This window comes from Ohtaekwangia kribbensis, from assembly GCF_042676245.1.
GTDB lineage: Bacteria > Bacteroidota > Bacteroidia > Cytophagales > Cyclobacteriaceae > Ohtaekwangia > Ohtaekwangia kribbensis.
In genome coordinates this window covers 140,889-157,495 of sequence record NZ_JBHTKA010000007.1, presented here as the reverse complement: position 1 = coordinate 157,495, position 16,607 = coordinate 140,889, and the positions used below count along the sequence as shown (strand labels likewise).

General features: G+C 46.3%; 6 protein-coding genes. All 6 read left to right on the top strand.

The genetic code is table 11. The features are described 5' to 3' along the window. The first annotated feature begins 127 nt into the window (after nucleotides 1–127). The 6 genes from ACFQ21_RS15850 (at nucleotide 128) to ACFQ21_RS15825 (ending at nucleotide 16,589) form a co-directional block, all read left to right on the top strand. Nucleotides 128–3,316, top strand: a complete 3,189-nt coding sequence (locus ACFQ21_RS15850; RefSeq protein WP_377580254.1) for a hypothetical protein — start codon at nucleotides 128–130, stop codon at nucleotides 3,314–3,316. Nucleotides 3,317–3,364: 48 nt separating this feature from the next. Then, complete coding sequence (locus ACFQ21_RS15845) at nucleotides 3,365–4,807, top strand: hypothetical protein (protein WP_377580253.1); 1,443 nt, start codon at nucleotides 3,365–3,367, stop codon at nucleotides 4,805–4,807. 2 nt (nucleotides 4,808–4,809) lie between these two features. Next, nucleotides 4,810–7,944, top strand: a complete 3,135-nt coding sequence (locus ACFQ21_RS15840; RefSeq protein WP_377580252.1) for an nSTAND1 domain-containing NTPase — start codon at nucleotides 4,810–4,812, stop codon at nucleotides 7,942–7,944. Nucleotides 7,945–7,949: 5 nt separating this feature from the next. Then, nucleotides 7,950–8,981 carry a porin family protein gene (locus ACFQ21_RS15835; protein ID WP_377580251.1) on the top strand — a complete coding sequence of 344 codons (1,032 nt, stop codon included), beginning with the start codon at nucleotides 7,950–7,952 and terminating at the stop codon, nucleotides 8,979–8,981. Beyond that, on the top strand, nucleotides 8,978–10,273 hold the full coding sequence (locus tag ACFQ21_RS15830; protein WP_377580250.1) for a hypothetical protein: 1,296 nt from the start codon (nucleotides 8,978–8,980) through the stop codon (nucleotides 10,271–10,273). Before ACFQ21_RS15835 ends, ACFQ21_RS15830 begins: the two co-directional genes overlap by 4 nt. 88 nt (nucleotides 10,274–10,361) lie before the next feature. Further along, nucleotides 10,362–16,589 carry a T9SS type A sorting domain-containing protein gene (locus ACFQ21_RS15825; RefSeq protein WP_377580249.1) on the top strand — a complete coding sequence of 2,076 codons (6,228 nt, stop codon included), beginning with the start codon at nucleotides 10,362–10,364 and terminating at the stop codon, nucleotides 16,587–16,589. Nucleotides 16,590–16,607 lie beyond the last annotated feature (18 nt).

Below are 16,607 nucleotides of genomic sequence, written 5' to 3'. Positions count from 1 at the left end.
AGGGTTACTTAAGATGAATGTACTTAAAAAGCATAACGATTAGCAATTTAATAATAACCAAAATAATAGCAGTTTATAGGATTTTAGTTGGATAATCACCAATTTTAGGACTATTGGGGGAATTCTAATGAGGGCACAAATACTTCAATTTCTGGATGTTAAGAGTGGTGAAGGCACGCGGGTTGGTCTTCTCCTCATGATGAGCTTCTTTATGGGCTTTTTTCTTGCAACCATCAGCGTTGCATCCCAAACGCTCTTTCTGCAGCATTTTGATGAAAAAGCCGATTTACCCATGGCCCTCCTCGTTTCCGGAGTCTTCGGTCTTGTGGCTACAATCCTCTATAACTTTCTGCAAAATCGAATTCCATTCCAATCGCTGGCAATTCTTAGTTTACTGGTAATCACAGGACTTACGGCATTCATTGAGTTTGGTGAATCATTCTTCAGTGACTCGAACGCGATTTTCTTTTTCGGTTTTACCATGATCATCCCGTTCTCCTTTATGTTATACCTTAACTTCTGGGGAACGTTCAGCCGCTTGTTCAACCTTCGTCAATCAAAACGACTCGTGGGTACGGTGGATATGGGTGGATTGATCGCATCATTTATCGCTTTCTTTTCGATTCCACAGTTACTCAATCCGAAGATGTTCTTCGAAGGATCGCAAGGTCTGTCGATTGAGTCGCTCTACACTATATCACTCGTCTGTGCTATTCTCTTCCTGCTCACATTTATATTCCTGTCCGTAAAATACCTGAGCCAGGGCCGAACGTTTGCCGAGGAGAAAGCCATCTACCAGAAACTTCGCTTCAATGATTTCCGCCAGAACCGCTATATATTTTATATGTCGTTGTTCGTAGTGGCATCCATGATGGCACTTAACTTCGTTGACTACTCATTTCTGAACGTTACCACACTCTTCTTCACCGACCAGGAGCGTCTCGGTAGTTTCATCAGTTACTTCGAAGGAACCATTGTCGTATTCTGTTTTCTCTTTCAAACCGTAGCAACCGATCGCATCATCCAAGAATATGGTATGCGCGTGGCTATACTCATCAACCCCTTGCTCATTGGTTTGTTTACACTTGCGGCCATCGGGCTTGGTGTTGTATTCGGCTATTCGCCTGCCGATAATTCGTTCGTGATCTTCTTCCTGATGATCGCAGTCAGTAAGCTGTTTATACGCTCACTGAAAGACTCACTTGATAACCCCTCATTCAAACTATATTTACTCCCCATCGAGAGTCACATCCGCATTGATGTACAAACCAAAATTGAAGGGCTCGTAACAGCGTTTGCCAGTTTGCTGGCCGGTGGGCTCATCATTCTCATTAACCGCGTTGAGTTGTTCACCCTCCTCTATATATCCATCTTTACTTTCCCGCTGCTTATTATCTGGTATATCGTAGCCAATCGCATGCATGTTAACTACAGATATACTCTTCAAGACACCTTGCTGCGAAACAAATCCAGAATATCCGGACAGTCGGAGAAAAAATATACCGTTAGCACGGTGCTGGAAAAAGAGATTGACAGCACAGCCGAAGACAAAGTACTCTATGGCTTAACACTGATGGAAAAACTTGAGCCTGCTTTGTTTGAAAGTACCATTACGCGGTTAGCCAATAGCGAATCGCCCCTGATACGCAAGTATGCACAGGAAAAAATACAGGCATTAGGACTTCAAAGTGATACACCCAAAACAGAAATACGTTCGCTGGCCGAGCGTGCATACGGAGAACTGGAAGACAGCGACCTGCTTTCCATCTCTCCTGAAAAACTGTTGAAGCTGAGTAAATCGGTGAAGCAGGGTGATCGTATACTCTCGGCTAAACTGCTGCGAAAACTCATCAGTCAGAAGACTATATTTATCTTGCTGGAATTGCTGCGCGATGCTGATCCGAAAGTTCGCTACGAAGCTCTCTATACAGCACGTAAAGTAAAGCGCCAGGAAACCTGGCCGGTACTCATTGAATTACTCGGCTCTCCTTCCTACAGCCACCATGCAGCGGCAGCGTTGAAAGAAGTTGGTGAGTCGGTATTGCCGACACTCGAAGCTGCATTCCATAAATCAGGACAGAGCGATCTGGTGATGCTGCGCATTGTACAGATCATGGGGCGTATAGGCGGCCGTTATTCATTGCAGTTACAATGGAAGAAGGCAGACTACCCGGATAAACGTATTGTCAAGCAGATACTATATTCACTTCGCTATCAGAATTACCAGGCGCGTGGCCGCGAAGTTCGCGATGTGATGAACCTGCTGGAGAATGAGATCAGTAAAACGATCTGGAACCTGGCGGCACTGGATGAACTTCCGGATACAAATGAATTCTTTTTCCTGAAGCAGGCTTTACAGGAAGAAGTATCCGAGAACTACGACCAGATATATATGCTGTTGTCTATTCTGTATGATCCGCAGTCGGTACAGCTGGTGCGTGAAAATATAGAGACACGTGATCCGGATAATATAGCGTTCGCGATGGAGTTGCTCGATCTGTTCATCGACCAGGAGTTGAAACCAAAATTACTTCCGTTACTGGACGACTCTCCTACTGCTGTTAAGCTCAAGCATCTTCAATTACACTTTGCACGCGAAAGCTATAATCCAATACAGGTTATCAACTATATATTGAATCGCGATTTTAACCTGAACAACCGCTGGACGAAAGCGTGTGCTATACATGCCTCTGCTTTTATTCCGGATTTCAGAACCAGTCGCGGACTTGTAGCGCAGATGTTCAACTCGGATAAACTTCTGCAGGAAACTGCCGCGTGGGTAATCTATCATAAAGACCGTAAAACCTACCAGGCTATAGTAGAACGTTTACCGGAACGTGATAAAAAATTCATTGATGCCTCGATCGAGAACAACCAATTGCTGGATGGCTTGAACGATGGTTTCTTCCTTTGGATCGAGATGGTGATGTTTATTAAACAAATGCCAGCCTTTGCTGACATCCACGGTTCTCTGCTGGCCGACCTGGCAGATAAGATCACTCCGCTGGATATGGACCCGGGCGAGCGAATCAAGTTTAACCACGATCCGCACAACACCCCGTTATTATTAATGGCCTTTGGAAATGTTACCCTGAAAAACAATGGAAACGAGATTACCCGCATCAAGCAGGGAAGTATATATGGCGAGCTCTTCAGTGACGGTTATGTAGCACCGGTGCAGGAAATTGAAGCTACACAACGATCTGTTGTATTTAAGATCAACCTTATGGACTTCTATTTCGTAATGGCAAATCATCACGAACTGGTACAAGGCCTGCTGAAAAACGTAACACAAGAAAGTAAACAACTATCCTGACCTTTTTTAAACCTAATCTACTTATATAACACTTTTATACCCTTACCGATGGCTTTTGATATTGACGTACTCATCGTATTCGCCGATCGCGACAATGAGACAACCGGGAAGAACGAACCGGGTTGGGTTTCGCATTTCAAGAAATTTCTGGAGCTGATGCTTACTCAAGTGTTGGGCGAAAAACCTAACATTATCCTGAAAGGAGAATACGATACCATGACTTCCCCACAGCTTGATAACGCGGGTGTCCTGGTTCCTATACTCTCCAAAGATTTTATACAATCCGGTCAGTGTCTCGATCACGTAGAAGCTTTTTATAAAGCCATAGAGTCTAACCCCAAAAACAGGAACCGTGTATTCAAGGTTTTCCGTACTCCGCTGGGTGTGCAGGAACAACCTCCCCGCCTCCGCGAATTGTTAGGGTATGAAATGTACCAGCTCGATCCGGACTCTGGTGAGATACGCGAGTATACCGACTACTTCAGCACCGAGGCCGAGCGCCAGTACTGGATGAAGATGGTTGACCTGGCGTATGATATATATGAGATCCTGCTTTTCCTCAAGAATGCAAACTCTCCTTCCGAAGTAAAAACAATTTATAAGCGCAAGACTATATATCTGGCAGAAACCGGTCACGACTTGTCTGTGCAGCGTAACATCATCAAGCGTGAATTACAACGGCATGGCTATAACATTCTGCCCAACCAGACGCTGCCTGGAAATATAGCAGACCTCGAAAGACTGGTGCGCAAGAGTCTGGATGAGTCAAGTCTCTCGATACATCTGATCGGCAGTGCCTATGGCGAAATTCCGGAAGGTGCAGAAAAATCAGTGGTAGATATACAGAACAAACTGGCGGCAGATAAAAGTATACAAGCAAGGGAAAACAACCAGGAGTTTACCCGCCTTATCTGGATATCGCCTAACCTGACGCATGCCAGTGAACGACAAAAAGCATTCATAGAAAACATCAAGCGTGATGTAGAAGCACAGGAAGGTGCCGAGATATTACAAACCCCGCTTGAAGATTTTAAAAATATAATGCGTGAAGAACTCGAAGAAGCCGGAGAGAAAAGAGCTACACTCGAAACTGGTGGACGATCTATATACTTCATGCACGACAAGATTGATCACAACGAAGCGTTGCCGTTGATTGAAGCATTAAAAAAATCAGGCTTCGATGTTATGATACCCGAGTTTGAAGGTGAATTGCTGGAGTTAAGACAAAAGCATATTGAAAACCTGCGCAACCTCGATGGCGCCATCATCTACAAAGGAAAAGTAAATGAGCAGTGGGTACGCATGAAAGCGCTCGACCTGCTGAAAGCACCAGGCTTCGGTCGCAAAAAACCGATCGTTGCAAAAGCGATTGTTGCTGCCGGAGGTTCCATGAATGCAGAGAGTTATAAAAGTCAGAACCTGCAGGTGATCGATGGCAATCGAAATGTATCAGAGTTACTCCAGAATTTTTTACAGGAATTTAAAGCCTAACCATGCGTGAGGTAAGTGTTAATACTTTAACCGCGAATCCGTTTCCGGGTTTGCGGCCGTTCAAGATAGAAGAAAGTCACCTCTTCTTTGGCCGCGAAGGCCAGAGTGATGAAGTACTGCTAAAGCTTTCGAAGAATCGCTTCGTAGGTGTTATCGGTCCTTCAGGAAGTGGTAAATCTTCCTTCATCTATTGTGGTGTAATGCCCATCCTCTACGGAGGTTTTCTTACCGATGCAAGTCCGAACTGGGAAGTGGTAGTGACACGGCCCGGTGCCGGCCCGATTGATAACCTGGCGGAAGCACTGCTCAAAAACAATCCGGAATATATAGCGGCTGAATCCGAAGAGAAGAAAATAAAACGTACCATCTTCTCTACGCTGTTGCGCAGTAGTTCATTGGGACTGGTAGAAGCGATCGAGCAGACGCGTAAAGAAGCCGATGTAAATTACCTGGTACTGGTCGATCAGTTCGAAGAACTCTTCCGCTTTAAAGAAGGTCATGATGCCAACTCGGTAAACGAAACACTCGCGTTCGTAAACCTGTTGATGGAGGCTGTTAATTATCCTGACGCCCCTATATATGTAGCGATTACCATGCGCTCTGATTTTATCGGAGACTGCGCGCAATTTCCCGAGCTTACCCGCAAGATCAACGATAGTCACTACCTGATACCACAGCTTACGCGCGATCAGAAACGCAAAGCGATTGAAGGTCCGGTGGCCGTGGGTGGTGCTACGATAGCGCCACGCCTTGTACAGCAATTGCTGAACGACCTCGGTGATAATCCGGATCAGTTACCGATTCTGCAGCACGCGTTAATGCGTACGTGGAGTTACTGGTCGTCCTATCGTGATTACGATGAAGAGTCAGTAGATCTAAAACATTACGAAGCTATAGGAACGATGTCAGAAGCTTTGTCGCAGCACGCGAACGAAGCTTATGACGAGCTGGATGAAGATCAGAAGCGCATCTGCGAACTGATGTTCAAAGCCATAACCGAAAAACGCGGTGAGAACTTTGGTATACGAAGACCAACTCGTTTAAGTGAGATCGCTTCCATTGCCGATGTATCTGAACAGGATGTTGTCGCAGTAATTGAATTGTTCCGCGAGCAAGGCCGTTCGTTGCTTACACCGGCTCACGGTTCTGCTATATCTTCCAAATCGATGATCGATATATCGCATGAAAGTCTTATGCGTATATGGGTACGGTTAAAAAACTGGGTAGACGATGAAGCCGATGCCGTGCAAATGTATACCCGTCTTGCAGAAGCTGCTGCCATGCACCAGGTAGGCAAAGCTGGTTTGTGGCGTCCACCAGATTTACAACTTGCGTTGAACTGGCAAGCGAAGCATAAGCCGACATTGGTTTGGGGCCAGCGCTATAATCCTGCATTCGAGCGTACCATGATCTTCCTCGAGTATTCGAAGAAGGAATGGGAAACCGAGCAACGCATCAAAGAACTTGAGCAAAAGCGCAAACTTAAACGCGCGCGTATAGTGGCCCTTGTATTAGGTACAGCGGTAGTTATATGTCTCCTGTTTCTCATGTATGCCTTCGTACAAAAATCAGAAGCTGACAAGCAACGCCTGCAGGCTGAAGTCAACGCAGAGGCTGCACTCAAAGCTGAGAAAGTAGCAGACGAGAGACGTATAGAAGCTGAGAAAGCTACCCAAGCCGCACTTGCTGCAAAAGAAGCAGAAGCGAAACAACGTGAGCTTGCACAGGCAGCCGAACAAGCGGCTATTCAGAACGCAGAACTTGCCAAACGCAACGCAGAGGTTGCGCGCAAGAATGCAGAAGAAGCCCGCATCAACGCGCAACGTGCGCAGACTAACGAGAAGCTCGCGAAAGAACAAGAGCTCATCGCTATACGCAACGCTGCAGAAGCGTTACGTCAGCGCTATATAGCACAGGCCAAAGCTATGGCCGTGAAATCAAAAGAGTTGAACGATCCGGAGCAGCAATCACTCATTGCTCAGCAGGCATTCAAATTCAACTCCGAGCACGAAGGCTATGTATATGATAACGATATATACAACGGCTTGTATTATGCGTTGAAAAAGCAGGAGCATGCGCTTACCAAAAGTCTCGAAGCACACGAGCGCGGAGCAGCACGTGCCCTGGTAACACGTGTAAGCAGCAATACTATATATTCTGCCGGTAGCGATGGCAAGATCATTCGCTGGAGTGAACAAGGTAATCAGTGGAAATCCGAGATACTGGTAAACCAGGGTAACTATCAATACTATTCACTGGATGTAAGTTCGGATGGAAACTGGCTGGTAGCGGCTGGTTTGAACACGCAGAACGAGAAGAAGAACTACGTTGAGTTATTCAATCTCAACAGCATGTCTTCAGCTCCGAAGCGGATCGAAGGCTATACGTATGCCATCGAGAACCTGAACTTTACACCGGATAACAAAGGCTTCTTCGCACGCGATAATTCCGGTAAGAGTATACGTTACTCTGACCTGAACAAGAGCCAGGAAGTAATTACCTCTACGGTAAAGATCAACGCGATACACCTCAGCAGCGATGGCTCCAAGCTTGCCGGTGCCGGTGAAAACGGAAGTCTTTTCATTTGGGATGTGAAGAATAACTATAGCGTAACCGAGATTAAAGACCTCGGTCCGCACCTTACTTCAGTAACCTTCGCTCCGGAAGGAAGAAGAATTATAGTGGGAGACAACACCGGTGTGGTAAAGATATTCGACAGCCAGAGCGGTATAGTCGTGCGTATACTTTCTGGTCACACTTCATCTATCGAGCAGATCCGTTTCAACCACGCAGGTTCGTTCATGGCTACTGCCAGCAAAGACAAGACAGTTCGTCTCTGGAATATGAATCGTCTGAAAGAACAGCCGATCGTATTGAGCGATCACAGTGACTGGATCTGGAGCGTTGCCTTTACACCGGATGACGAGCAGTTGCTTGCCAGCGTACACAGCTCTACCGAAACGGTAAAGGGTATAGAACATACCATACATGCGTGGCCGACCAAGATACCGGTTATGTCTACCGTACTCTGCGAAAAAGTAAAACGAAATATTAATAAAGACGAGTGGGAGATTTTTGTGGGAGATGACTTGCCTTACGAATCAACCTGCGCATCGTTGCCACCGAATAATAATTGATACGAATGAAAAGACTTCTACCCTTTTTAATTCTTATACTGATCTCTTCCGAAAGTTTTGCACAGTTAACATCCTGCGCGCAGACGTTGCGCCTGGCACGCTCTACCTACGAGCAGGGACGATTACACGAGATACCGGCCCTGTTGGAGAAATGTCTCGCGGGAGGTTTCTCGCAACAGGAACAAGTTGAAGCCTACAAACTTTTGTGTTTATCCTATATATACCTGGAAGAACCGGCCAAAGCAGACGAAGCCATGCTGAACCTGCTGCGCACCGATCATTACTTTGAGATTAACCGCAGTACCGATCCTGCAGAATTCATTGCGCTTTATAACACCTTTCGTACAAAACCTATTTATCGCATCGGTGGTAAATTTGGTGTTAACGCGAGTAGCCCCAACGTTGTAACCGCTGTAAAAGCCAACGATGGTAAAAGTGAGTATAACTATAAAATCGGATTGCAGTTTCACGTAACCGCTGAAATACCGTTCGGCAAGAACCTGGTGTTAAATCCCGAACTTGGTTTGGTACAACGTAATTTTGAATATACCAACAACGTAAACTTCACCGATACTACCTTTTCCACCATTGCCGAAGAAAAGCAAACCTGGGCTTCACTTCCCATCAGCGTTCGTTACCAATTCAGTAATATAAAATTCAAGCCCTACATAGCACTTGGTGTTGAAGCGGATTACTTGTTGAGCTCGTCCCTGAGTGGCAGTCGCACACGCAAAGGGTACCAGTTCATTGAAGAGAAATCATTCGACCTGAAAACACAGCGCGAAAAATTTAACCTTAGCGGGATTATATCAGCGGGTGCACATTTTACACTCGGTGGTGGCTTTGTCACTACCGAAGTACGTTTTCTGTACGGCATCAGCAAGATCAACTCACCTAAAACCGCCTTTGGTGTAGACAGCAGTTTGCCGTTTGAATACGGCTATGCCGACAGCACTTATAAACTGAACTCGCTCTCCATAACAGCAGGCTATGTTCACAACATCTTTAACCCGAAAAAACTGAATAAAAGAAAATGAGAACGCGGATTTGTTTATCAGGGCTGTTGATGTGTTTGTGCTGGGGCTGTAATAATATTGAAGATGCAAAGCCGGAAGACCGGAGTACATTTATCCGGTTCTACGAAAAAGCCCATAATGTATATGGTATAACAGCGGAAGAAGTGGATGGCGGCTATGCCATTCTCGGGAATGAATCGCTGGCCAACGGCAGTCAGAATATTTTGTTTATACGCACCGATGAGCATGGCGATCGCCTTGCCGATGATGTTGTATTACCGGGAGGCCAGGCTAAAGCGCTGAAAGTGGCGACAGACGGTTACTACATTATTGGAGACAGTATAAAGTCAAACCTTGAATCCAGCGATGTGTCTGTATATGATCTCGTGGTGTATTCTGCCCGCTTGTTCAAGTTGAATCTAACCGGCACACTTGTGAATAAAGTAGTTATTGCGGATCGTAAAAACACTACCAACATCACCGATATTCACGGAGGTTCGGTAACGCTCTCCGATCAGAATGAAATTATCGTGCTGGGCTCTTTCAAGGCAGCAGGTTTATCAACAACTGAAAAGCCTTACCTGATTTCGCTGGATGCTGCCACACTGGATACACTCTGGTACAAGACCTACGATGTACTCGATCGCGACTATGTGAATTCAAAATCTGTACATATAGCGCCTTCCGGTAAAGTTATCTGGGCAACAGCATTGCTCAAAGAGAACCAGAACTTCTCACGCTCCTATTTAGGTATACCCTATATCCAGCAGAATTCAACATTTGAAAATTTCTCGCAGTTTGGTGAAGCAACCGATCAGCAACTCTATGCGAATGATATACAACCTTCTGAGGCTGTAGCATTCGGCTATGGTGTTATCGGCACGTATGCCTCTCCTACCGGAGCCAACAGTAATATGTTTTTTATCCGGGTGAACCAGCAGGGAAATATTATTGAAGGAAGCGAGCGCTACTTTGATGGCGAGCAAAACAGGGCCGTAGATGCCGGAGTATCTTCCAGTGAAGATACGGGCGATGCACTGACTTCCACGCGCGATGGTGGTTTTATACTGGCAGGTTCTGTACTAACAACTCCCAACCTTGGGAAAGGTGGTAAAGATATACTGCTGGTAAAAATCGACAGCCAGGGAAATATACTCTGGACGAAAGTAATTGGCGGAGCCGGTAATGAAACCGTTAACAGTATTCGTGAAACAGCCGATGGCGGCTTGCTGCTCTGTGGTTCCAACGATGTGTCCGGTTTGTCATCGATCTTTATTCTGAAGACTGATGCAAACGGTGAGCTTAATAACTGATAGCAGATATACCACACCCGATATTGTAAATACATCTTCCCGGCAGAAGATCCATATATAGTTTTATAGAAACCTCATTATTCAACCTATGAATAATTTTACCCGCAAACTATCATTTGCATTTATACTTTCTGTGATCTGGGCCAGTGCGTATGCACAGCCTACGAACCACGCTACCGGCTTTAACGCTACAACACTTAGCAGTACATCCGTTGAACTTACCTGGACAGGTCCTACCGGTGGCACGGTGCCTACCCATTACCTCATCCTGGCTCGCACTATTCCCGGGGGTACATTTGCTGCCGTTGCCGACAATTCGGCTGTAGCAGATGATTCTGATTTCAGCGATAATAACGGTGCTCATAATGTACCATACCTGGCCGGTGCGAACACCTATACCTGGACAGGACTTCCTTCCGGTGTAACGCTTGAATTCGTTATATATCCTTACCTCGCCACTGGTCCTGATTTCAAAACAAGTCCCGCTGCTCCAACCGATCAGGCATCTACACAGTTGCCTACGGTAACAACACCAACGGTGAGTGGTATAGCAGAGACACAGGCTACGCTCGGAGGTACAGTAACGTCAAATGGAGGTAACACCTTAACCGAACGAGGTACAGTTTGGAAAACAAGTGCCGGTGTAACTATATCCGACAACAAGGTTGCTGAAGGAGGTACCGGTGTAACGGCCTTTACGCACAATCGCACAGGACTTCCTTCGGGTACACAGATCTTCTATGCTGCGTATGCAACCAGTGCTGCCGGAACTTCGCTTTCTCCGGAGTCGTCTTTTTTTACTTATTCAACATTTCCGGATGCACAGCCGGGGCCTATAACCGCTACTGCCGTAAGCAGCAGTCAAATCAATCTTTCATTCCCTGCGTTCAGCACCATTGGTAATACAAACGGGTATGTTATCCTCCGCAGAGTTGGTTCTGCTCCTGCCAATACAAGTGTGCAGGATGGTGTAGCGCCAGGATCTTTATCATTGGGAGCCAGTACACTGGTAACAACGGTGACAAGTTCTTCTACGACAACGTTCAACGATACAGGACTGACAGGAGGTACGGATTATTATTATGCTGTGGTACCTTTCAACTGGGACGGAGTAAATCCGGAGACCTATAATTACCGCGTGAGTGGTGGCTTTACAATTGATAATGATGTTACATTCTCAGCGGCATCCGATATAACATTTACCGGAGGCACAACGGCTTCAATAGCCTATAGAACATATCAAAGCGCAACGATTGCAAATGATCAATCGAACAGTCTTTCCATGGCTGACTTTACCATTCGTGATGGTGGTGCTTCATCCGATGCTGATGGTCAACCTACGATCGTAACATCCATCACCATACAACTAACAAACTATGCGAACGTAAGACAAATCGCTTTGTTTGATGATGATGCCAATACAGAGATAGCCGGTACAGAGCAATCCGTTTCAGGTAACACCGTAACCTTTACACCTACAACACCAATAACTGTTGCCGACAATGGTTCATTTAACATCAACGTGCGGGCTACCTTTCAGACGGCCGTTATCGATAAACAAACTATACATATTACCATAAGCGGAACCACTACAAATTCAGGTTCAGCCTTTGCCAGTGCCAATGCAGGTGGTGCCTCCACAACCACAGCCGGTACTACAAACCAGATCGCTGTAACAGCAAGTAAACTTGTTTTCCAGGCTAACCCGCCATCGACTCCGTTCAATACAAACTTTTCACTTGTTGTACGTGCTGTTGACTCATCTCCTTACAATAACATGGACCTTGACTATAATGGTCAGGTAACGTTAACAGCTTCGGGCGGAACAGGGACACTTACTGCCAATGGTGGAGAATCATTGAGTCCATCACTAAGCTCGGGACAATTTACATGGAACCAGCTTCGGATAAACCTGGCAGGTACCTATACACTGGAGGCATCTGATGACACACATGCCGATGTGCTGGCCGATGCTTCCGGAACCGTAACCATTACCAGTGCCGGTGTAAACATCACCAAGCCTGCAGCACTTAACCTGTGCTACGGTGGTGCGTTCCAGACGTTGGGAAATATAGTGATCACCGAAACAGACCCGAGTGATTTTGCAAACAACGGAACCGTATCTTTTTCGCTCGCGCTTCCTTCCGGTTTTGTTTTCGATCAGACTTATACAACAGCACCTACGGTATCGGGTGGCTCAGATATATCTGCACCTACAACGTTAAGTTATCAGGGTGAAAATATCGTACAGTTCAGCTATACCATTAGCGGAACAGCCAACATCAATACCATTACCATAGCAGGTTTGAGAATCCGCTACCCGCAATCTACGGCTCCTTCCGGTGGCTCTAACATTACGCGTATCGGTGGTACAGCTGTTATAGCAGGTGATGCTGCCGGTACTGTACACGGAACCGTTACAGCAGCATTGGGAACTCCCCCAGCAGGCCTTGGATTTACAGTTTCGGGTGATGCGCTTGTAAATCCGAACGAAACACGTTTCAATAAAAATTCAACCTCCGTACGATTGGATGGATCTCCGGCCGGTGGTGTATTTTCAGGACCGGGCGTTACCTTTAACAGTGGTGAGTATCGTTTTAACCCCTCTACACTTTCCGTAGGAAGCTATAATATAGTATATACCTATACCAGTCCATCGGGCCAGCAATGCCAGTTTACCTATACTAAATCCTTTGAAGTATATGTAACCAACATCAACAACTTGGAAGTGCAGTACTGCGATAATGACGATGAGTCTCCAGCACTATCCGTAAGTCCGAGCTATATTGCAAGCCGATACCCGGGCTATGCCTTCAAAAAGTTTGTATACTACGTGTATGGCACAGGCCAGGTTGATATGACAAGTCCGGCCACGAATATCTTTGATCCGAAGCAAGCCGTATATCAAAGTGTATATACCAGTACACAGGCAAATCAGGGCACGTACGGTATATATATAGGATTTGTTATTGAACACACCTTACTGGGCTTTGACGCGGTAGAGTGGCAGTTCGTAACGATCAAGCGTGCACCGACTGTAACCTTCCCTATATCGAAAACATTCTTCTGCCAGGATGAATCGTCTGTTATATTAACCGGTTCGCCAGCAAACTCAAACACAACAGCCAACGACTTCTTTACTGCGCCTGTAGCCTATCAACCATCAATCACCTCCGGTGGTAATCCCATCGTGTGGACATTCAATCCATCATCGGTTACGGGTGTAACGGTTGGAACTCCCGTGAGCTTCAATGTTACCTATACCTATACCGATCCCGCTACAGGTTGCCGCAATACATCCGCACCACAAACACTCACCGTAAGTGCGCGTCCATCCATTGTACCAGTTGGCAGTATCAGTCCCGGTACAACCGTAGAGATATGCCAGGGCACAATTATAAATCCATATACCGCAACCACCGTTGCCGGGACAACCTATAGCTGGTATACCAGCAATCCACCGGTAACACCAGATGCTACCGGAGATTCTTATCTTCCACCGGTAAACAATCTTATAGCAGGTACATCTACATTTTATGTAACGCGCACGATCAACGGTTGTGAAAGCAGACAAGCTCCGCTGGCACTTACCTTTACCGTGAAGCCAAGTCCTGCAGCACCTGCATCAGACTTCAGCCGCGAATATTGTGTTAATCAGACTGTACCGAATAGCGACCTCGTTGTGTCTGGTACATCTGTGCGCTGGTATAATGGATCTACCAATACATTTATCACACAAACCAGTTCACCTACAGCTGCTGCACTGGGCATTGACAATACAGTTGCCGGATCATATTCATTCCTGGCAACACAAACTGTAAACAGTTGTGAAGGTGCCGCTACCAAAATAGCACTCACCATTAAACCATTACCAAGTCTTACGATACTCGCTTCCGTTACGGATGTAAACAAGATCTGTTTAACAGGCGGACCTGTTGTATTCGAAGCACGCGACCAGGGCTTGAGTGCACCGAACAGTGTGTGGTCAGGTTCAGGTGGTATAAATTCAGCATTGGTACCGAATCCTTCCGCTGGTACGGTACAACTCAATCCTGCATCACTTTCTCCGGGTAACTATAATTTACATGTAGTATATCAGAATCCATCCACTACCTGTTCCAATTCACAAGACCTGGGTATAACCTTGTTGCCAACCATCAGTCCTTCCATATCGATTGGTACAGCTTGTAACGGATTCCCGGTAGCAATTACCAATAGCTCTACCGTTGTACCAAACGGCTCGCCCACTACCATTGCCAGCACCAGCTGGGTATTTGGTGATGGAGCTTCGCTTGTTGCCGGCAATGGCGCTATACCTGCCGGAACAAACGCAGGCCGAACTACAGGAACATACTATAGCCCGAACCATGTGTTCAGCGGACTCGGTAACTTCCTTGTTCAATATACCATGACGACATCGGACGGATGTGTGATTACTCCTCCACAAATTCCGGTTACTGTAAACCCGAATCCTAATTCAGCCTTTACCTGGGCCAATGTATGTCACGATCCGGTAACAGGCTCCAATACAGCATTTGCTGCGAGCACATCGAATATACCAGACGCCAACATTCAGTCATATACCTGGAACTTTGCCAAGGGCGGAACACTCACCATAGGTTCTGCCGGCACTGGTAAAACACCGTCTGTTAATTATACTTCTGTAGGCATAGATTCAGCACAGCTTATTGTGACGACCAATGCCAACTGCAAGGATACCGTGCAGAAGCCTATATATATAGTGCCATCGTACCCGGCTATTACCGAGACAAATTCTTACACGCAAGACTTTGATGCCAGTGCTGATGGATGGATTGCCGGGGGTACCAATTCATCGTGGGCGTACGGTCATCCGGCCGGTGCCGTGGTGAATAAAGATAACTCTGCTACCGGTAATGGTAATGCATGGGACACCAACCTTAGCGGTAACAGTAATGTAAATGAACAATCATGGGTGCTGAGTCAGTGCTATAACTTTGCAAGTGCAGCGCGCCCGATCATCTCACTTGATATATGGTCTGATACACCTGCCGGAAATGATGGTGCTGTGCTTCAGTATAACACCGATGGTAACATTGAAGATGATGGTAACTGGATTGTTATCGGACAGATTGGACAAGGTGCTAACTGGTACGATGAGAGTGGTATATCCAGTAGTCCCGGAAACCAGGCTGCCAACGACTTGGGTTGGACCGGTGTATATGGCGGATGGCGCAGGGCAACCTATAAACTCGATAACCTGATCGGTCAGTCGAAAGTTGTATTCCGGATTGCATTTGCCAGCAACCTGCCCCGCAGAGAAGGATTTGCATTCGATAATGTTTTCATTGGTGAAAGAACAAGAACGGTACTGGTAGAAAGCTTTACCAACTCATCGGCTGCAGCCAATACCAAACTTCACAACGATGCGTTCCGCGCGTTCTCAAACAGCAACGCTGATGAAATTGCCAAGATCGAATTCCACACAGCATTCCCGGGAGAAGATCCACTGAACAAGGCGAACGTTGAAATCAACAACTCTCGCACTGCGTTCTACGGTATAACAAATGCTCCGATGTTTGGTCTCGATGGTACAGTGGTAAGTACAACGGCCGGGCTACTCGATCTCTACAACAGTCGTGTGCTCACACCTTCACCGATCCGCATTACCACGAACCTGGTAAAGGATGGCGAGCTGGTGAGAATACAGACTTCCCTTACCAACGCAACTACGCAAACGCTTCCTGTAGCGGGAGTAAACGTATTTACTACGATTGTAGAAAAGAGCATCACCGACCCTTCTATGTTAGGCGCTAACGGCGACCCTGAATTTGTATACGTTGCCAAAGAAATGCTGCCTACTGCAGCCGGTATAAAACTGACACAAGACCTTGCTCCTCAACAAACCGTAACAATTGAAGAAGTTGTCTGGAGCAACCGTAACCTGATTACCAGTGGCAACGGTGCCGTGGTCGTGTTTGTACAAGGTATAGAAGGCGGTAATAAAAATGTATATCAGGCCAAGGTACTCGATGCTTCGGTTGAACCAGACCTGGTGACGGGTATAGAAACCGGTTATGCAGCACAGGTTGCTATATATCCGAACCCGACTCGCGGCCAGCTTAACGTTCAGTTACCAGCAGCAGCAAGCCAGGCTTTGCCGGTAAGTCTGATCGATAACTTTGGGCGCGAAGTATATACCAATCAATTTAAGACCGGTGAGAAAAACAAAGTTATCAGCACCACCGAATTTGCCAATGGTATATATATACTACAGTTGCGTTCGGCCAAAGGCGAGCTGGTACGCAAGAAGATTGTTGTAGCAGGCAACCCATGATATATAGGTTAACCTGAA

What these genes read in the sequence shown, in the direction of transcription:
- ACFQ21_RS15850 (WP_377580254.1), top strand. Translation starts at nt 128, where the DNA reads ATGAGGGCACAAATACTTCAATTTCTGGATGTTAAGAGTGGTGAAGGC.
- ACFQ21_RS15845 (WP_377580253.1), top strand. Translation starts at nt 3,365, where the DNA reads ATGGCTTTTGATATTGACGTACTCATCGTATTCGCCGATCGCGACAAT.
- ACFQ21_RS15840 (WP_377580252.1), top strand. Translation starts at nt 4,810, where the DNA reads ATGCGTGAGGTAAGTGTTAATACTTTAACCGCGAATCCGTTTCCGGGT.
- ACFQ21_RS15835 (WP_377580251.1), top strand. Translation starts at nt 7,950, where the DNA reads ATGAAAAGACTTCTACCCTTTTTAATTCTTATACTGATCTCTTCCGAA.
- ACFQ21_RS15830 (WP_377580250.1), top strand. Translation starts at nt 8,978, where the DNA reads ATGAGAACGCGGATTTGTTTATCAGGGCTGTTGATGTGTTTGTGCTGG.
- ACFQ21_RS15825 (WP_377580249.1), top strand. Translation starts at nt 10,362, where the DNA reads ATGAATAATTTTACCCGCAAACTATCATTTGCATTTATACTTTCTGTG.